Genomic DNA, 18,936 nt, shown 5'->3' with positions numbered 1-18,936 from the left:
CGGAGTCCGCTCTAGTCCCAGTCTTCGGCGTTTGGATGTTCGGTGAATTTCGTGATTGCATTCCGAATGGACCACCTTTGTTGTTCCTGAAGTTGGCTCGCGTCATCCCAAATCATCTCGATATAACGATTTCCTCCGTAAATACGGCTGAGGCGCCGTAGAATTTTTTGATCAATTCCCGCATTTAATGCTGCCAATAAGAGATTGGAAGGTGGCCAGTCAGAGGATAAGAAAGTTTCAACAAGTTCTTTTCTCGCAGTCTTTCCGCGATCCCAGTCACCGAACAAAGTAAATGCAGAAAGAAAAAGGGAGACTGCGAAATCAAGATCGCTTTCTCTTCGTGCCGATACAATTCGTCGATAAACGGTTGGAAACGAGACAACAATTAACTTGCTCAATGGATAGTGAGGCTGTTTGAGTGCATAGGAAAGCGCCTCAATCGCTGCGCGGAGGTGGGATTCAGGTGAGATCGAATGAGATTCTTCGATCAAGCTCGCCCATTGAGCATATGTGTTCTCAGAAAATCCGTGAGTTCCTCGAGAAATGAGCCGATTGGTTAGTTCATCTATTCGAGATAAGACCTTGTGCTGGATTGATTTTTTGGATGATAGGACGGCAGAGATATTTGCCGCAATTCTATTTGCACTTGCAGAGGGCTGGGTTAGTAGAACGATCAAATCGCCCGTATTAACCTCTTCTGCGGCGTCAGCGAGAATTGAACTTAGATCGACTGGACTGTTAGGTGGAAGCTCTCCAAGACTACGCCTCAGCATTTCAACGGCAGCCCGACTTTTCTCTGTGTGCGACAAGTGTGGGTAGACCAATAGAGCCTTGTTGATAAATGCTGGCGTATCCAGGCGACCAGACATCAAGATCCGCATGATCTGATGAGCGCTCTCAGCTGGCTCGGCAATAAGACAATCCAGCGCCTCACAGGCACAACGCTGATCTCGCAGAAACATCTGTATCGATCCGTCGTCGGCGCGATCCACAAGCTTCGCAAGGATTAGACGTCCGCGATCATGCGGCACGCTGGTCAACAGCCAAGTGATGTCTTGCGGATCAAGGTGAAGAGCACTTAGAAGGAAGCGGTCCGCATCAACTCCTGGCTGGCCTTCAAGGATCGCCTCTCGAAGGCTTCGGAGTGCGTCGTCGTCCCTCGCGGCCGCTATGAGTGGCCGATCGAAATCCTCAACTCCAAAGTTGGTCGTTTTCCCAATAGTCCGAACTACGGTGGCTAACTCGCTCGCCTTTAGGCCGGTCAGCAGTGGTGGAAGCAATGGTGCATGCGCGGCCGCGTCCAAGTTGGGAAGCAAATTGCGGCGAGCTCGTCGGATTAAATCCGCGTCTGGCGCCTGCAAGGCCTCAATGGCTACCGAACTCCAGCACTGGGGGTACTCGCGGACTCCTTTGGCCAATGACAATGAGAAGCGCTTGCTAAAGGCTACAAGGCGAAGAAGCGGCCGCCGGCCGATCTCAATGGGCCGCAACGCAGCTTCAGAGCAGAATAACGCATGCGAAAGGCCGTCGCCTATACCGGCAGCCAGCACTGCAGGAAGGTGGCGCCCCCGGTTCTCTAAATCACTCAAAACCGAAACAGCGCTTTTGGGATGATCCGCGGCTAAGTGAGCGCTTGCGTGGCGTAGTTGTCGCAGTAGCAGAGAGCTTGGCAGTTTGTCTGAAAACTTGCCGAGTAGATTGAGATAAAAACGCCATATTCCATCGGGCGCTGCTTCGCCCGAAGCCAGCCTAATCGCATTCATAACAAGCGGTTCAAGGCGAGTGCGCGCTATTGTAGGGCGAACACTTTTCGAGTTCAGAATGTCCAGCATGCCGAGAACAGCGTTGGGCGTCGTTCGAGCTTTTGCCTCTAACTCTCGCCACATTAACGAAAGGCGAAGCGCGGCCTCATCACCTACCTGGTCACCCTCAAGAATTCCAAGCTCATCCCAGTCACTCAGTTTTGGATGCGGATCGAAAAACAAAGCCTGTACAAGGTCAGTTGTCCATCGATGTCTTGCCTCAGGCGAGCGGTTCACGACTTCAATGCGACGACCATCCCAATCGCTGAAGCGATTTCGAGCGTCCCGTGGAGCGAATACGAGATCGAAATTTCTCCCTTTTAGCTTTCGAGGCGCCAAGCACCAAGTACAAGTCGCAAATGTCCGACGTCGACTTGGCCACAGGGCTGTCAAGACGCGGAGGGCGACGCTTTCAGCGTCAGGAGAATCGAACACAACGATGGGCTGTCTACTTTCCAAGAAAAGTGCTTCGACAAGCTCAGGAAGACGTTGTTCAAGAACTGGGCCGAAATCGTCGGTTTCAATTGGAACTGCGATCGGAGGTATAGGGTCCGGCCGTAACGGGCGTGTTAAAGCATATGCAAATGCCGAAACTGCATTCGTTCGCTCCCACATTTCCATGGGGATGAACAGGCTCCGCGTCCGCACACAGCCTGCTCGAGACGACTCAAGATCTTGCCAAGTCCGTGCAATGACATAGAACTGCCCGCTCGGTAGAGGGTAGGTCGTTATATATGGATCAAAGGTTTCACCAGGCCGCAATGGCCCAGCAATATCTGAGAGGCGATCCACAAGGTCTTGATCGTCGCGGGCTAGCTTGACTGTTCCACCGAGCAACCCGTGCCCACTTTGATAGCCATGCACTTGCTGTTGGACAGCGGATTCACTCATCTTTAGGGCCAATCACTGCCGACCACCCAGGCAACCGGAATAGTGACGTCGTTTTCAATTCGCATGTCCCTCCCCGCGCCGGTTGCGACAAAGCCTGACTCCTCACCACTAGGGTCTGGACCTATAAAGAGCCTTTCCCGAAGGGGATCGTTGTGATTCAAAGCCCTGGAAAGGGGCTTTGTGATGAGCGACGGTCAGTTCTGGTTGACGGTGGAGCAGTTTGGACGGCTTGAGCCGCACCTTCTGTGCGACACCCGAGGCAAGCCGCGCGTGGATGACCGACGTGTGATCAGCGGCATCGTCCATGTTCTGAAGTCGGGCGGACGCTGGGCGGATGCTCCGCCGGTTTATGGCCCCCGCAAGACTCTCTACAATCGCTTTGTCCGCTGGGCGGCCAAGGGCGTATGGGAAGGCATCTTCCACGCCTTGGCCGCAGCGGGTGGGCCACCGGCCCAGGTGATGATCGACTCCACGGCGGTGCGCGCCCATCGTTCGGCGAGTGGCGGCAAAGGGGGGAGCGCGCCCAGGCCATCGGACGGTCCCGCGGCGGACGAACCACCAAAATCCACGCCCTGAGCGATCCGCGCGGTCGGCCGCTCGCCTTCCTGCTGACCGGTGGTCAGGTTGCCGATTGCACCGCCGCCGACTGCTTGCTCGACCAGATGCCCACCACCGATCTCCTGCACGGCGACAAGGGCTACGACAGTGCCGCCATCCGCCGGAAGATCGAGGTGGCCGGGGCCGCGCCCAACATCCCGCCACGCGCCAACAAGCGCTGGAAAAACTGCTTCTCTCCCTACCTCTACCGGAACCGTAACGTCATCGAGCGCATGTTCGGACGCCTCAAGGATTTCCGGCGCATCGCAACCCGCTATGACCGCTCCGCCACCAACTTCATGGCCGCCGTCCACATCGTGGCAATCGTGGCCTACTGGTTATGAGTCCGGACCCTAGCGTCCTCGTCCTGATGGTATGACCTGGTGCCGACTGGGCGGAACAGTTTGGTTTTCCGGATAGTCGGGTGCGAATAGCGAAGCACATCGCAAGGAAAGCGCTTGCCGGTCATCGACAGGATCTCAAGAACCAGAATCGTCCCTTCCCATTCAACGGCACGTATCGTCCAGCGGGAGTTAAGCAGGTGGGGCGGGGTGATGCTCACGTATTCCCGCCCCGCCGTCCGGTCACAGACGCTGTCCCAAGAACGGCGGCCTTCCGGATCGACCGCAATCCAGGCGAACTCGCTCACAAAGGCCTCGGACAGGCAGGAGCGGGGCATTCTCTTGGTAAAGCGCAGATGAAGGTCCGAATGAAAGCCGGGTTCTTCGGGGCAATAGAATTCCATGATTCCGTCTGGACACATCAGGGCGTTGGCCATGGTCTTGTTGTGCAGGAACAAGTAGCGGACCATCTCGATGGTTGGCACTAGGATCACCCGTTCGCCCTGCCGGTAGCGCAGCAAACGTTGGACGCCGCGGCGGCGCCCGCCAAAGGAATAGACCTCGGGTGAAATTGCCGCGGTCGTTACCTCCTCACCGGCTCCGACATCGTCAATCCGCAACGACATGGTATGACCGAAGCGCGGAACGGTAGAGCGGTAGCCTCCGATAAAGGCGTGGCCAGGCGCAAGCAATGGTAGAGAACCGATTGGCAACCACCATTTCTTCAAAGTACCGGTGCCAATTTCGCTGGTGACAGCGCAGACCTGCCATTTATGATCCACAGTCTCCCGGAAACCGGCCAGCCAGTAAATTTCCACGTCGCCTGGATGCTCGAGAAATTGCACTACCAGTGTCATGACTTCGTCCGCGTTCGACCCAGTCCAGCCATCTGCTGAGCATCGGCAACGTCAGCCACTTCGATAGAGGGAAAATCATCTGACTGCTGCATTTCTCACAAGCTTCTCTGTACCTCCCGGCTCCGGCACCCCTACTTTCCCATCAAGAACAATGGTCGGGGCGTATCGCGTGCGGTCGCTTACCCTCCGCGAGGCATCGTCGGAACAGTCGACCGGGCCAGGACGGGAAGAGTTTCCAGTAGCAGATCGAACAGAATATGTTGCAAGGGGTGGATCGGCGGACCTGCGAGGTTCGTCATCGCTCGCAGCCAGCCGGTGCTCCCCGCCTCCGGCAGCACCGACTGGATCGGACCCACGAACCCGACGTAGGCCTCACACAGCATCCGATGATCCACCCGTGTCGGCCCCTTGGTTAGTCCCCTTGCGGCCAAGGCGTCGAGGCGGGTCGACGCTGTCGTCTCCGCCGGCAGTGCCGACAGCACCCGGTGAGAGCGACGGGCGATGTCCAGGAGCAAGGCGGCGCACGGACGGTGCCGCGCCCAGGCCGGAATGGGCGTTTCAGTGAGGTCAGACATCGCCGCCGCCGGGATCAGGCCCTGGGCATCGGTCAGCTGGCCAGCTGCATCGGCAATGGATAACGGAATGGCATGCTCCGGGCAGACCATCACGCCGGGTAACTGATGTACCCGTCGCCAATAAGGTTCGCCGAACCGTTCGACAGCCTCCGCCAAGCACACCGCGCAACCGCGTAGGACGGCGGGGAAATGGGCGGGGTTGGCGGCGATGTCCCAACCTGCGTCGACGCGCTCGGCGACGGGATGGATCATCCCCCTCAATATGGCGTGACGCACCGGTGCCGGCTCGTAGGCTACGCAGTAGGGATAGAAGGTGTTGGAGAGCGCCAGCCGCTCAGCCGTCAAGCCCCGGTTCGACGGCAGACGACGGGCTAGTTCCCCAAGGCATCCAACCGAGACCGGCGTCAGGCGCACAGTCCGGCAGCCGAATAGCTCGATCAGCGTTTCCTTCACGCTGTTGGATGCGGTGTGCCGATGATAACGCGCTACCACGCTGTACAGCGTTTCGTCTGGATAGATAGCCGGGAAGTAGGCCAGCATCCCGCCCTCACGCGGCGAAATCCGCCAGTGGCGGCTTCACCACCCCGGCATCAAGGAAGATGGCGTGGGCGGAGCGCTCCTCAGCCTTCGCCCGTGCCGCGAGCGACCGCAAATCGTCGGCGTCGAGCGGCGGCGGATCGACCTTCTCTTTCCGAACGCCCCGCCGCTTCACCGGGCGCATTTCCGGTCCACGATCCTGGAGTTTGCCGGCAATCCGGCCGATCACGTCGATAGGGTTGAGACCTGGCGCTTCGGCAAGGATCTCGGACAGGATGCGCTCGGCAATGTCAGGCGCCAGCCCGAGCGTCTCCATCGCCTGCAACAGCGCGCCCCGATCCCCTTCGTTCACCGGCGCGGTTGGCATTGGAGCAGCCCCACGTGATGGCGCGGCTGAAGCGGCGAAAGTGGCCAATCGTGCCGTCGCATCGACGATCGTCTGCTGGACCAAGTCGTGCAGCGGGCTGAGATCGTCGAACATGACCAGAGCCTTGGCGTTGTTGGTTCGCAAGGCCTCGATCATCGGAGCTACCAGTGCGAAGTTTTCGCCGGCGACGTGGCGAAGCAGCCCAATGTCCAATTTTTCGTCACGGCCGCGCATGACACCGAGCTGCATGGCATGGACCTGTGCCAGCATGAACAGCTTCACCACCAGATCGACGATCCCTTGCGTCTCTTGGTAAAGTACATGCCGGATATCGTCGGTCAGCGGGGTGTATTCCCGCGTCCACTGGAAACTCCACATGCGCTCGACGAAGCCGTCCCAAGCCGGGCCGGGTGGCAGCCGCTCCCAAGTTAGGCTGCCCATCCCGCTGGCACGGCGCGCCTGACGGAAAGCGCTTTGCAGCAGCGGAACGGCGGCCAGCGTGCCGATGATCATAACCGGGATGCCGATGGTGTTGACCAGCGTCACCAGAAAATTCAGCAGATCGTCGCGACTCGCCCCCGGCGCCTGGCGCAAATGTTGGATTTCATCGACAACCAAGACGCCCAGCGCGTGCAATTCGACGACGTAGGCCATGCGCGCCATCATCTCGTCCACCCCGTGGCGGGTGGAGCCGTATTTACGCTGGTAACGGGTGCCGAGCAGGCGGTCCATCGCGGCGAAGAAATTGATACAGAGCTGTTTGGGTGACCCCTTGTAGGGGCAGTCCAGCTTCAACCAAACCACCTGCTTCAGGCTGAACGGCCGGGAATGCTGGATGATCTGGGGGTAGAGGGACAGCACCCGTTCGATGCCCCGGCTCTTGCCGATGCCTGAGCAGCCGACGATGGCAAAGCCGTTGGCGGTCGGCTCGATCGAGTGACGAACGACCGTGTCGAGGTCGCACTGTTCAAGACGCTCATGGGCGTTCTGCAACCGGCGGATATAGTGGCCGTTGGCCGGGTTGCGGGCGAGATAGCCCTGGCGGATCAGCATCGAGAACCGCGCCTCCAAGACCAGATGGCGGTCGAGCGGGTCGAAGTAACGCCCCAGCCGCTGAACACAATGGGCGCGCAAGTGGGCGGGAAACCGCCGCTCCGCCTTGTCGAACTGGGGCAGATCGGTCAGCTGCCCCAGAGCCTCCGCCGTCGACAGGATGGGCGGCAACCGCTCAATGAACGGGTTGTCGCGGTACTCCGGCAGGGTCAATGGTTCGTCAGCGTTGTCCATCACCATCCGGCTTCCTTGTCAGCAGGGCGCGGATTTCCGCGGCAGTGGACAGGCTGTAATCCTCAGCGGTCGGTTGCGGCACGATGGGAACCACGTTCCCGCCGGGCGGCGTCTTGGCCGGAGGGGATCCGAACCGGAAAGCTTCACGCTCCTGGTTCTCGCGGCGCTCTTGCCGACGGTTGTCACGAATGGCCTTCAGCTTGCCTCGGTCGCTGTCCGTTCCCACCGGTGACGCAATCTGCTTCGCCTCGGCGGCGGCGACGATGCCCTTGACCGACTGCATCAGATCGACGCGGCCTTGCAGCGCCTGGGGCTGGTGGGCGTTCTGGACCCGGCGTTCCTCCTGCCGGATTTGGTCGATCTCCCAAAGGGTGCGGTCGCGGTAGGCCGCGCTGCGGTCGGTCATGACGCAGGGAATGAAGCGGATGCGACCGCCATCCATGTCGTGCAGGTAGACCTCGTTCAAACAGCGCGGATCGTAGGACACCCGCACGGTCCAGTTCCCCCGCTGGCGAGCACGCTCGAACCAATGCTCGGCCATCGCCTTGGTACAGGTATAGAAGCAGCCGTAGAAGCGGATGCCATATGGGGTAACGATGGCAGCATCCGATGGTAGCACGCTCTGCCTGACCAGATCAGACGGATAAGCGCGTAGTTGGCCGCTCCGCCGCGCCAAGCCCCATTCCCACAGCTCGATAGGGATTCCCTGGACCTCTTCGGCGATCATCTGGGCATCCCGCGGGTATCCGCGGATCAGGTGCCGCGTATTGTAGTAGCGCACACACTGGATAATGATGGCGGTGAACTCGTCGATGTCGAGCGTGCCGTCGAGGCGATAGTCGCGGGCGCCGCGCTGCTGGAAATCCCCTTCGATGTAGCCGGGCGTATAGGCGCGGAACCGCGCCGGCAGCAGACGGAAGCGCTGTTCGACAATGCCTTTCCAATCAGCCCGATAGGGAGCGGTGTTCTCGATCTCAACGTGGAAGTTCTGGATCAGCGTCTCCACGGCGGAGCCGATCATTTCGCCGCGATCGCCCAGCAGTCGGTCGGGCATGTGGTGGCAGGGCCAGTCGGCCTCGCCGATCTCGATGCCGAACGACCGACAATAGGCCACCTTGTCAGTGGCGGCGTTGGCAATCGCCATCATGGCCCCGACCCAGGACGGCCCTTCAAAGCCGACGTAGAGACCGGTGATCATACGACTGAACACGTCGATGACGACGTAGAGCACCGGACGGCCAACGAGCCGCCGCCGGTTGAGCCGAGAGACGAGGTAGACGTCGGCGATCGTCGCGTCGATCTGGTAGCGGGAACCGGGGCCGAAGACTTCGCCAGTGGAGGTACTGAGCAGCGCCCGCAAATCCTTATCGTAGATCCGGGCCGTGCGCCGCTGGCGCTCGATGCGGAAGACGTCGTTGTCCTTTTCGAACCAGTAGCGGAACTGGCGCAACGTCGGCAGGTCTGCGCGAACGATGGCCTTCTGCCGACCGGTGTCCTCGTCCAGCCGAAGATCGGTGAAGTGGTCATTGACCAGTGCGTCGTAACAGCCGGCCATGTCGAGCTGGCGGTTGACGGCAAAATGGCGTGTCACCGTATCGCGGAACAGGCGGCGCATGTCGGCGTCCACATTGACGCCGACGATGCCGGTAGTGCTGACCCGGCCACGCTTCTTTTCGGATGCTGCCTTGGTCTTACCGCGTCCACCACAACGGTCGTAGTCGGGCAGAAGTGCATTGGGTGACATGCCGCGCTGCCAGAAACGTCTGAGCAGACGGTAGAGGGTGAAGCGGTTGGAGCCCGTCTCGGCGATGATCCGCCGGACCAGGAGCGCCCGCCGATCGGAGTAGAAAATGTCCGGCTGTTCGGTCAGGAGCGGACGGATCAGGGTCCAGGCAGCGTCACGGCGAGCCCGATGACCTTCGGGGATCGTGGGTTCGGCCAGCGGGGCCAGCCAGGGATCGTCGGTGACATCGGCCAGCAGAGCGTCGGATCGCAGCCGGTCGATCTCCTCCGAAGACCGGAACACCGGCATCGCCGCATCGTCGGCGATGTCGATCAGAAAGCCGCCCCGGCTGAGGGGATCAAGCCATAGCACTCGTTCAGTGCGGGATTCTGCGACGAACGACAGCAGCGCATTGATGCGGAGGACGGTCATGCCGATTGCCTCCCCTGACCAGACACCGCCGGTCGCAGCCACGTCAGCGGAGCGTCGTAGTCTAGGGTCTGCATCAGGTCGCAGACCACAACCCTCGTGACAATGAGGTGGCGGATCAGCATCAGGGCGGTTGCCGGCGGCATGCCCAACCGAAGGTCCATCTCGGCGCAAAACTGGTGGAGCGTTAGGTAGGCGCGCATTGGCACCTCCCGGGCGATCAGCGCAGCCATCTCGGCGTAATAGCCAGGGTAAGGTTGCGCCAAGTCGGCAACCGAGGCGCAGTTGTGGATGCGTCCGATGTTCTCGGCATAAGTCGCAGGAATATCGGCGTCGGTGACGATGCCCCAATCGACACCCTGTTCGACCCAATAGCGGCGCTCGATCTCCTGCTTTTCGATGACCCGCTCGTCCTCGAGCTTGTCGGCCGGCTTCACCGAGCGCGCAATCAAGACGCGTCGCCCCTCACGCATCACATCGCACAGGAAGTCGGTAGTCATGACCAGCGGGGTCCGGGTCGCGGTGTCACGGGGATGTTGGACGCCGATCCGCTCGGCGATGGTCTGGGTTACAGCGCGGTCGAGGGGGAACTGCTCGCGGATATCGAGCACCGAGGACGACCAGTCGAGGATGTAGAAAAGGTCGCGTTCTATGTCGGATAGCAGATGATGGACGCGGCCGGTCTTCAGACCATGAGGCCGGTGCGTGCGACCGATCGACGGCACGTCCTGGACAGTGAGCCAGGGCTTGTAATCCGCGCCGGTCCCAGTTCCGCGTCCCTCCGCTTGGAAGCGGGAGATCCTGCTCTCGTCGAAGCTGTGCCGGCGGCGCCCCATGCCATCCCCCCGGAAGCGGACTACCTCTTTCGATAGTACGCAGATTCCGAGCGAGCGCAAGCTCAGCTAGGAGCAGACATTTTTGCCTAAGTGCAAACTATTTTGTCCATGTGCAGACTTTTTTGTCGTCTCACATTTGTCTCATTCATGCCACGGGAAACGCCCTCATTCATAATTTCCTAACCATAAGTGTTAGTACCCGATTAAGGCTAACAGACGAGCCTGCGGAACGAGGCGATACCCATAAAGCGGAGTTCCAAAATGGCTACCACCAACACCGACGGCACGATCCAGGTAACCTTTGCGGTCAATGCCTGGGGCGCGGCAGCCGGCGGAAAATGGCCGCATTTTCAACTGCTTCTGGATGGTGCCAGCATCGGCGAGGCCACCGTTTCCTCAGCCACCCAGTCCCGCTACGTCTTCACCGCGACCGTGCCGGCCGACAAGGCGCATGCGCTGCAGCTGGTCTACGACAACGACGACACGGTTAACGGTGAGGACCGCAACCTGTTCGTCAAGTCGTTCGAGGTGAATGGCAAGACGATCCTGTCGATCGATCCCTCGGTCAAGTACGACACCGGCAAGATCGACGGGCTGAACGTCATTTCCGGCCAGACCGAGATGTATTGGCCGGGCGCGCTGAACGTGCCGCTGCCCGCCACCCTGTTCCCGTCCGCCGCCACCGTGCCGGACGCCGAGACGGCCGCCACCATGACCACCACCATCAAGGTCAAGGCCTATGGCGTCAGCGCCGCCGGGCAGGCGCCGCACTTCAAGCTGCTGGTCGACGATCAGGTGGTCGGCGATGCCTGGGTCAATGCCACCTCGGCCACCGACTACACCTTCACCGCTAAGGTGGACCCGAACGAGGCCCACAAGATCCAGATCTGGTACGACAACGACGCCACCGTGAACGGCGTCGACCGCAACCTGTTCGTCAAGTCGATCAACATCGACGGACAGACCATCGCCTCGACCTCCGACATGGCCTCCTACGACAAGGGTCCGGTGGACGGCAAGTTCGTCGTCGCCGGCCAGGAAGGCCTCTATTGGGGCGGCGCCCTGACCTTCGGCGTGCCGGAGGAGTATTTCGGCGGGGCCTATGTGCCGCCGCCCCCGCCGCCGCCGAGCAAGGCAGTGGACATCGTCGTCAACGCCTACGGCACCTCGGCCGGCGGGCAGGCCGCGCATTTCAAGCTGCTGGTCGACGGGCAGGTGATCGGCGACGCCAAGGCGGCGGCGACGACCACCGGCTACAAGTTCACCGCCGACATCGACCCGACCAAGGCCCACACGGTCCAGGTCTGGTACGACAACGACGCCACCGTGAACGGCGTCGACCGCAACCTGTTCGTCAAGTCGGTCTCGATCAACGGCCACACCGTCGCCGCCACCGACAGCATCGTCACCTATGACAAGGGTGCCGTCGACGGCAAGGACGTGGTGAAGGGCCAGGAAGGGCTCTACTGGGGCGGCGCGCTCAACATCAAGGCCGGCACCGACCTGTTCAGTGATACGCCCGCCACCCAGACGCCGGTTCCGACCGCTCCGACCAAGCCCGCCTTCTACGTCGCCGCCAACGGCAAGGACACCTGGTCCGGCAAGCTGGCCGCTCCCAACGCCGACGGCACCGACGGTCCCTTCGCCAGCCTGGAGAAGGCGCAGGCCGCCATGCGGGCCAACTCCACCATCGACACCACCTATGTCCGCGAGGGCACCTATCACCTGACCAAGACGCTGGAGCTGACCTCGCTCGACAACGGCCACAGCTTCCAGAACTATCCCGGCGAGAAGCCGGTGCTCAGCGGCGGCGAAGTGGTGAAGAGCTTCACCAGCGAGGGCAACGGCCTCTATTCGGCCAAGCTCGGCACCGCCAGCAACCTCGACCTGATCGTCGGTGACGTCCGCCAGCATCTGGCCGAGAAGTTCGCCTACGACGCCGCCGACGTCACCAGCGGCTGGCACTTCGCCGACGCCGCCTCGGGCGGGCCCAGCGGCTGGTCGATCCGCTCGCACGGCACCGACGTGACCGCCGCCGACATCCAGCCGGGCACGCTCATCCAGATCATGGATGCCGAGCGGCTGGGCGACACGCTGGGCACCATCGCCAGCTTCAACGCCTCCACCCGCACCATCATGCTGAAGAACGGCGCGTCCCTGCCGTTCGCGGAAGGCACCACCTACAAGCTGCTGAACAACGCCGCCTATGTCGATCAGGCCGGCGAGTTCGCCTGGCGGACGTCGGACGGCAAGCTGCTCTACAAGGCTGCCAGTTCCGGCTTCGTCTCCAGCGGCGTCGAGGTGCCGCGGCTGGACACGCTGATCAAGCTGAACGGTGCCAGCAACGTCACCATCGACGGGCTGACCTTCAAGAACACCACCACCGGCGGCGACGCCCTGCTGCTGACGAAGTCCAGCGGCAACCACATCAGCGACAACAGCTTCCTGAACGTCGGCACCGCGATCAAGCTGACCGCCGCCTCGTCCAACAACGACATCGCCCACAACACGCTGAACCACATGGCGGAAAGCGGCATCGAGATGGACGGCCGCAGCAACGGCAACAGCATCTACGGCAACAGCATCAGCAACATCGGCGAAGTGCGCAAGGCGGTGTCCGGCATCATCGGCACCGGCGTGGACAACAACCTGATCTCCAACAACGACATCGACCACAGCGCCCGCTACGGCATCTCGTTCAAGGATTACGGCGGCACCACCAACACGGTGAACCACAACAACATCATCCAGTACAACAACATCTCCTACACCGGGCTGGAGACCGCCGACGGCGGCGCCATCGAGATCCTCGGCCGCTCCAGCGTCGACACCGGCATGATCATCCAGGGCAACCGGATCGAGCATGCCAACGGCCTCGCCACCAGCAACCAGGATACTTGGATGTTCGGCCAGAAGGGCTTCGGCATCTATCTGGACGACATGGCCGGCGGCATCACCGTCAAGGACAACTTCATCAAGGACGCCGACTGGGCTTCGGTGCAGATCCATGGCGGCGACAACAACGTGGTGACCAACAACTTCTCGGTCATCGCCAGCAACAAGGAAGACTTCATCCGCATCGAATGGCAGCCGGTGCACGGCACGGCCGGCGACCCGCACAACAACACGATCACCAAGAACGTGGTGATGGGGACCCTGCCGCTGGACGACTACATCGAGCTGCTGAGCGCCAACGACTTCGTCATCGACAACAACCTTGTCTTCAACGTGCCGAAGTACGGCGATCACGACGTGATCGGCAAGCCGATGTTCACCAACGCCTATTGGGGCGACTACTCGCTGCTGCCGACCTCGCCCGCCTTCGCGATGGGCATCCACGACCTCGCCTGGGCCAAGATGGGCGTCGACGGCGTCGCGGCGGTCGGTCTGGAGCATTTCTGGGACGGCGTCTGATCGCCCGATCCTGAAGCCAGCTTACAGGGAGCCGGCGCATCGGGGGTACGCCCTCGATGCGCCGGCCCCAGCGGTGGGCGGAGCCTGTTTTGCTCGAGGTCGAGCGACGGAGGCTCCGCCCACATGCGTTTCGAAAATCCTTTCAGAAATGACCACCGGCGCCCGGCACAAGCGCAATCGGCGCAGCCGTGCCCCCTGCTTGGCGTCCGCGCCGCAGCGCACCATATCCAGGCCGCGCTCCGCTGCGGACAGGATCAAGCTGCACGGATCGGGGCGCATTCCCATTCCAGACCGGACGGACCGAGACAGTTTCCGATGACGCAAGCGACGTGGACCTCAGGATGGACCGCAGGAGCCGTGGCGAAGACCCTGGGGGCCGGCCTCCTGCTGTGGGCCGCCTGTGCGGCGGGGCCGGCCTCGGCCCAACAGGACGACAAGAAGCCCAAGTTCGGCCCTGACGCCGTGCCGATCACCCGTTCGGTCGATTTCGTCCGCACCACGCCCGCACCGGATTACTGGGCGCTCAGCCCCTATTACGTGCCGCAGACGACCGGCGCCTCCTGTTCGGTGGCCAGCGTGGCCATGATGCTGAACGCGCTGCGCGGGTTGCCCGGGCTGGCGTCGGAACGGCTGGTCACCGCCAAGCAGCTGCTCGACCGTCTGGACGACGATCATTGGCGCGACGCCACCGCCGACGATGGCGAGGGCATTTCCTTCGGCGAGCTGATCACCTATGTCCGCCGCAGCCTGAGCGCCTACGGCATCGACGCCGAGGTGGAGGTCTGGCGCCCGCGCGACACCTCTCCCGCGACGCTGGCGGAGCTGCGCCGCATCCTGTCGGACAATGAGCGCAGCGCCGACGACATCATCCTGCTGGCCTTCGACCAGGGCACCCTGACCGGCGACATCGGCCTCGGCCACATCGCCCCGCTCGGTGCCTACGACCCGGTGGGCAAGCGCGCGCTGGTGATGGATCCCGACCGCGCCTGGTACGTCCCCTACTGGACCAGCGACGCCCGGCTGCTGGAGGCGATGCTGAAGCCCGACCGTGCCGACCCCGAGGGCAGCGGACTGATCCGCGTCCGCAGCCGCCGGGTTTCAGGGTAAGCGTCCTTTACTTCACTTCCTGGCTGGTCAGGTCCGAGGGGTTCTGCGACCGGGTCGGCTCGTTCGGCTGATCCGGTTCGCTCGCCCATTGGTTCGGGCGTGGCACCGGGTTGCCGTTCAGGTCGGGCGGCGCCCGGCGCACGTCGGCGAGCGCCTGCTGCAATTCCTGGCTTCCCGTGGCGGCGGAGCTGGACGGGTTGGGCGGCTTGGTGCCCTGCGCGCTGGGTTGCGGATCCTGGCTCTGCTGCACCTTGCCGTCGCGGGCGAGCGCATCGCCGGCGGACTCCTTCGATCCGGACTCGACCGGAGCGGCTGCCGGCTGCTGGCTCTGCTGCTGATCCGCCTGCTGTGCGGCGGCACCGGCCAGCGGCAGGCCGGACAGGAACCCCGACAGCAGCAGGGCGGCGGCGAACTTGCGCATGGCGCATCCTTCCATTGGAGAATCGGCAGTCGGGCCGGCGGGCCTTTCGGGGAAAGCCGTTGGAGTCCAATGCGCAACGGCACCAAACGGCCGGCGGCGCGTTGTACCGGGGACAGAGTCCGGCTTTCAGGCCGTCCGGTCCCAGCCCATCAGGAACACCGACAATGCCCAGCGAGTTCCCGTCCTCCGCCGCCACCCCCTCCACTGCCCCCACCACCGCTCCCGCCTCGCCCCAGGACCGCGCCGAACGGCGCAGCGTCGGCGTGGTGGTGGAGCGACGGCGCGTCGACAATCCGTGGATCGAGGCGCGCTGGCAGCCGGTGATGCTGGTCCCGGCCGACCCCACCCTGCCCGACTGGAGCGTGCTGGCCGAAGGGCCGGACTGGACGCGCCATTATGCCGGCACCGCGGAGATCGCCCTGTTCCCGACCGAGGCCGAGAACTACAAGCACAATCTCGACGGCGGTACGCCCAGCGCCTACGTCATCCTGCGGCCGGGCGGGCGAGCGCCGGGGATGCAGTTGCTGGCGGTCACCGCCGACCCCGGCGAGATCGACGCCCATGCCGAAGCCGGCGACGACGTGATCGAAGCGTTGCCGCTGCCGATCCCGCTGGTGCTGTGGATGGACGGCTTCGTCGCCCGCCATTTCGTCGAGCGCCCCTTCCACAAGCGCAAGCGCGACCGCGCCGACCCGGAAGCCCTGGCGCGGCACCGCAAGCCCGGACTGCCGCAGCATGGCTGAGCGCGGGGAGGAGGGCTTCCTCGGCCGCTGGTCGCGGCTGAAGCGCGACGCGCGGGTGGAGGAACCGGTGCTGGAGCCGGCGGAAGAACTGCCGGAAGCCCTGCTGCCCGAGACTGTGCCGCCCGAACCGTCGCCTGGAGAGATCGGCGAGGAGGTGGCGGACCTGCCCTCGCTGGACAGCCTGGGCTCCGACAGCGACTACACCGGCTTTCTTCGCCGAGAGGTTCCGGCGGACCTGCGGCGTGAAGCCCTGCGCCGGGCCTGGGCGAGCGACCCGGTCATCGCCGGCTTCCGCGGTTTCGCCGAATATGACTGGGACTACAACGCACCCGGCTATGGCGCCCTGCGCCCCACCGATGACATCGCCCGCCTGCTGAACGCCGTGCTGCCCGACGAGAAGCGGGAAGAGGCGGTCGAGACGTTGGCGGTGGCCGATGCCGAAATCCTGACCGAGCCTTTGCAGCCCCCGACGGCAGACGGATTGGAAGGGCCTCCCGTCGACGCATCGGACCGGGAACCAATCCCTTCTCCCCCGCGGAGAGAGGGTTAGGGTGAGAGGGCCGCGCGGCGGCCCTTTCCCGAAAATCCTCCCTTGGCATCCCCTTCTCCCCAGAGGGAAAGGGGGATGCCAAGTGGCGGGCTAAACACCCTCAGATACAGCGTCCGCCATCGACCTCCAGGCACACGCCGGTCAGGAAACTTCCCTCGTCGGAGCAGAGATACAGCGCCGCGTTGGCGATATCGGCCGGGGTGGACAGGCGTCCCAGCGGGATGCTGCTGCGGAACTGCTCGCGCCGTTCCGGCGTGTCCTGGCCCATGAAGCGGTGGAGCATGCCGGTCTCGCCAGCCACGGGTGCGATGGCGCAGACACGCACATTGTCGGCCGCCAGCTCCGCCGCCATCGACTTGGTCAGGGTGATGACCGCCCCCTTGGAGCCGTTGTACCAGGTCAGGTTCGGACGTGGCCGCAGCCCGGCGGTCGAGGCGATGTTCAGGATCACGCCGCCGCCATGGGCGCGGAACACCGGCACGGCGTGGATGGCGCTGTGGTAGATCGACTTCACGTTGACGGCATAGATGCGGTCGAAGGTGGCCTCGTCCACGTCCAGCATCGAGCCGTAGCGGTGGGTGTAGCCGGCATTGTTGACCAGGATGTCGAGCCGCCCGAACTCGCCCAGCGCCGCCGAGACGATGGCCTCGTAATCCTCCCCGACCGCGACGTCGGCGCGGACGGCGAGCGCGGTTTCTCCCAGGCTGTCGGCGACGCGGCCGGCAGCGGCCTCGTCCAGGTCGGCGACGATGACGCGGGCCCCTTCGGCGGCGAAGCGTCGGGCGATGCCCTCGCCGAAGCCCGATCCCCCACCGGTGACGACGGCGACCTTGTCAGACAAACGCATGAGCGGTTCCTCCCCGGCAATTCTCGATCCGAGATGCGCACGGCCGTTGCGGCGCGCGGACTCCGTTCAACAGGGAACCGGCGCTTTCGGCCGCATCGTGAACACGACGTAGATTGTGAACACGGCGAAGAATGCATGATAGCGCGAAGCTGCCCTGTGGGGCAGTCGCCATCATCCGCTACATCGTTTTGGGGAGATATAGAAGAGAATGGCGCGAGTGACGGGACTTGAACCCGCGGCCTCCGGCGTGACAGGCCGGCGCTCTAACCAACTGAGCTACACCCGCGCTATGGCTCCCGGTGCTGGACTCGAACCAGCGACAAGCGGATTAACAGTCCGCTGCTCTACCAACTGAGCTAACCGGGAACGGAGGACCGCCTTATATGGCTGATGGCGAAAGCTGGCAAGCGGAAAAATGCAAAGCTCTGCATTTTTCCGGAAAAAGGCGGCTTTCGCGCTCTTCGCCTGTGACATTGCACCTGGGCCGCAGCCATGGGTTGCCGGCGCTCAGGCTCGCTCTTGACAGTTCCAAGCATCTCAGGCTTTTTCTCGCCTCCCCTCCCCACCATTGCCGCAGGCCCCGATGTCCGAGGTCGTTCCCTTCGCCGCCGCCCGCGAGGCGCTGCTCGCGCGCCTGACCGAACAGCTGCCGCCCTCGTCGGAATGGGCGGGCCGGCTGATGCTGATGCCGGAGGGGCGGCGGGTGGAGCCGATGCCGGCGGCCGACGCGGTGGAGTCGCTGCGCGCCTTCCGCGCCGGGCTGGGCGAGGCGGTCGGTGCCGCCGCCTGCTCTGTCGGCGGGGTGTGGGTCGGCCGGGAGGATTGCCTGGACTGGGACGGGCTGCTGGCGCCGCTGGCGGTCGCCGCCGCCTATGTGGTCGGGCGCACCCAGTCGGCCGGCGGTTTCGCCGCGGAACTGTTCCGCTGCAAGGATGCGCTCGCCGGCTGGGGCGTGCGCGGCCTGCGCGGCGAACCGGCGGTGGCGCGCGCCGCCGGCTATGCCGTGGTGTCGGTCAGCCGCCGCCCGGACGACAACGAGATCGTGCTGGACCGGGTGATGGACACCTTCGCCTTCGTCATGCGCAGCCTGGGCGAGCCGACGGTGGCGGCAGCCGACATGGACCGCCGGCTGGTCAAGCGGGCGGTGCCGTTGCGGCGATAAGAAATTTTGCGGTAAGACAGAGTTCGGTGAGGGCTGAACCCGCCCCCACGCTTGCGCGTCCCTTATCCGCGGGCGCGCTCGATCTCGACGCCGACGCTGGCGGCGTCGGGGAACACGTCCAGCTTTTCCACCCGGACCTTGGCAACCGTCACCCGCGCGTCGGCGAGGCAGCGCTCGGCGATGCGTTCGGCCAGTGTTTCCACCAGCGTGACGTGGCCCTGGGTGACCACGCCCTTGACGATGGTCGCCATGTCCTCGCCGGTGACGCCGGGGGCGATCACGTCGAGATCCAGGTTCAGGCGGATGCGCTGGGGCTTCAGCCGTTCATGGGCATAGACGCCGATCAGCGCGTCCATCACCAGATCGCGCACGAAACAACGGGTGGACAGCGTCGCCGGGGCCGAACGCGGCACCGGGGCGGTGACGGTGGCGAAGAGCTTGTTCATGGCC

General features: G+C 63.3%; 15 protein-coding genes and 2 tRNA genes. 6 read left to right on the top strand and 11 right to left on the bottom strand.

The genetic code is table 11. The features are described 5' to 3' along the window. Positions 1-11 precede the first annotated feature (11 nt). Positions 12-2,693: a hypothetical protein gene (locus ABNQ40_RS07605; protein ID WP_146255425.1), complete on the bottom strand. Its 2,682-nt coding sequence runs from the start codon at positions 2,691-2,693 to the stop codon at positions 12-14. A gap of 183 nt (positions 2,694-2,876) precedes the next feature. Here ABNQ40_RS07605 and ABNQ40_RS07600 point away from each other — a divergent pair. After that, positions 2,877-3,634 (top strand): IS5 family transposase gene (locus tag ABNQ40_RS07600; protein ID WP_391345974.1). Its coding sequence is split into 2 segments (ribosomal slippage): positions 2,877-3,210 and positions 3,210-3,634, totalling 759 coding nucleotides; the frame shifts between segments, so codons are not numbered across the junction. Here ABNQ40_RS07600 and ABNQ40_RS07595 read toward each other — a convergent pair. The 5 genes from ABNQ40_RS07595 to ABNQ40_RS07575 form a co-directional block, all read right to left on the bottom strand. After that, the gene (locus tag ABNQ40_RS07595; RefSeq protein ID WP_146255426.1) at positions 3,622-4,488 is read right to left on the bottom strand and encodes a hypothetical protein; all 867 of its coding nucleotides are present in this window, start codon (positions 4,486-4,488) and stop codon (positions 3,622-3,624) included. The two genes, ABNQ40_RS07600 and ABNQ40_RS07595, sit on opposite strands and share 13 nt — an antisense overlap. Positions 4,489-4,667: 179 nt before the next feature. Further along, a complete protein-coding gene (locus tag ABNQ40_RS07590) occupies positions 4,668-5,603 on the bottom strand; it encodes a TniQ family protein (protein ID WP_109049000.1) in 936 nt (311 codons plus the stop codon). Between the two features lie 7 nt (positions 5,604-5,610). Further along, on the bottom strand, positions 5,611-7,254 hold the full coding sequence (locus ABNQ40_RS07585; RefSeq protein WP_109490840.1) for an ATP-binding protein: 1,644 nt from the start codon (positions 7,252-7,254) through the stop codon (positions 5,611-5,613). Further along, positions 7,241-9,409, bottom strand: a complete 2,169-nt coding sequence (locus ABNQ40_RS07580; RefSeq protein ID WP_109049001.1) for a Mu transposase C-terminal domain-containing protein — start codon at positions 9,407-9,409, stop codon at positions 7,241-7,243. Before ABNQ40_RS07580 ends, ABNQ40_RS07585 begins: the two co-directional genes overlap by 14 nt. Beyond that, positions 9,406-10,242 (bottom strand): TnsA endonuclease N-terminal domain-containing protein, encoded by an 837-nt coding sequence (locus tag ABNQ40_RS07575; RefSeq protein WP_109049002.1) that lies wholly within the window; start codon positions 10,240-10,242, stop codon positions 9,406-9,408. Before ABNQ40_RS07575 ends, ABNQ40_RS07580 begins: the two co-directional genes overlap by 4 nt. Before the next feature lie 261 nt (positions 10,243-10,503). On the opposite strand from ABNQ40_RS07575, the gene ABNQ40_RS07570 reads away from it, so the two are divergent. Together ABNQ40_RS07570 and ABNQ40_RS07565 are read left to right on the top strand one after the other, a co-directional pair. Further along, positions 10,504-13,656 carry a carbohydrate-binding domain-containing protein gene (locus tag ABNQ40_RS07570; protein WP_391345968.1) on the top strand — a complete coding sequence of 1,051 codons (3,153 nt, stop codon included), beginning with the start codon at positions 10,504-10,506 and terminating at the stop codon, positions 13,654-13,656. 357 nt (positions 13,657-14,013) lie between these two features. Continuing rightward, a complete protein-coding gene (locus ABNQ40_RS07565; RefSeq protein WP_247879910.1) occupies positions 14,014-14,763 on the top strand; it encodes a phytochelatin synthase family protein in 750 nt (249 codons plus the stop codon). A gap of 7 nt (positions 14,764-14,770) precedes the next feature. Here the strand turns inward: ABNQ40_RS07565 and ABNQ40_RS07560 are convergent, their stop codons facing one another. Next, complete coding sequence (locus ABNQ40_RS07560; RefSeq protein ID WP_109050835.1) at positions 14,771-15,184, bottom strand: hypothetical protein; 414 nt, start codon at positions 15,182-15,184, stop codon at positions 14,771-14,773. A 164-nt stretch (positions 15,185-15,348) separates the two neighbouring features. On the opposite strand from ABNQ40_RS07560, the gene ABNQ40_RS07555 reads away from it, so the two are divergent. Next, positions 15,349-15,927: a DUF3305 domain-containing protein gene (locus tag ABNQ40_RS07555; protein WP_109050836.1), complete on the top strand. Its 579-nt coding sequence runs from the start codon at positions 15,349-15,351 to the stop codon at positions 15,925-15,927. Further along, positions 15,920-16,477, top strand: a complete 558-nt coding sequence (locus ABNQ40_RS07550) for a DUF3306 domain-containing protein (protein WP_109050837.1) — start codon at positions 15,920-15,922, stop codon at positions 16,475-16,477. Before ABNQ40_RS07555 ends, ABNQ40_RS07550 begins: the two co-directional genes overlap by 8 nt. A 100-nt stretch (positions 16,478-16,577) precedes the next feature. On the opposite strand, the gene ABNQ40_RS07545 is transcribed toward ABNQ40_RS07550, so the two are convergent. The 3 genes from ABNQ40_RS07545 to ABNQ40_RS07535 form a co-directional block, all read right to left on the bottom strand. After that, positions 16,578-17,324, bottom strand: a complete 747-nt coding sequence (locus tag ABNQ40_RS07545) for a glucose 1-dehydrogenase (protein ID WP_109050838.1) — start codon at positions 17,322-17,324, stop codon at positions 16,578-16,580. 209 nt (positions 17,325-17,533) lie between these two features. Continuing rightward, positions 17,534-17,610: transfer RNA gene (locus ABNQ40_RS07540), tRNA-Asp, on the bottom strand. 4 nt (positions 17,611-17,614) lie between these two features. Next, positions 17,615-17,690: transfer RNA gene (locus ABNQ40_RS07535), tRNA-Asn, on the bottom strand. A 217-nt stretch (positions 17,691-17,907) separates the two neighbouring features. Between ABNQ40_RS07535 and ABNQ40_RS07530 the strand changes: the two genes are divergently transcribed. After that, positions 17,908-18,486: a hypothetical protein gene (locus ABNQ40_RS07530; RefSeq protein ID WP_098736158.1), complete on the top strand. Its 579-nt coding sequence runs from the start codon at positions 17,908-17,910 to the stop codon at positions 18,484-18,486. A 62-nt stretch (positions 18,487-18,548) separates the two neighbouring features. Here ABNQ40_RS07530 and ABNQ40_RS07525 read toward each other — a convergent pair whose 3' ends face one another. After that, positions 18,549-18,932 carry a dihydroneopterin aldolase gene (locus ABNQ40_RS07525; protein WP_109048991.1) on the bottom strand — a complete coding sequence of 128 codons (384 nt, stop codon included), beginning with the start codon at positions 18,930-18,932 and terminating at the stop codon, positions 18,549-18,551. Positions 18,933-18,936 lie beyond the last annotated feature (4 nt).

Source organism: Azospirillum sp. A23, from assembly GCF_042938965.1.
GTDB classification, from domain to species: Bacteria; Pseudomonadota; Alphaproteobacteria; order Azospirillales; family Azospirillaceae; genus Azospirillum; species Azospirillum melinis.
Note: the sequence above shows the minus strand (reverse complement) of the source record. Positions and strands in the feature narration are given on the sequence as shown.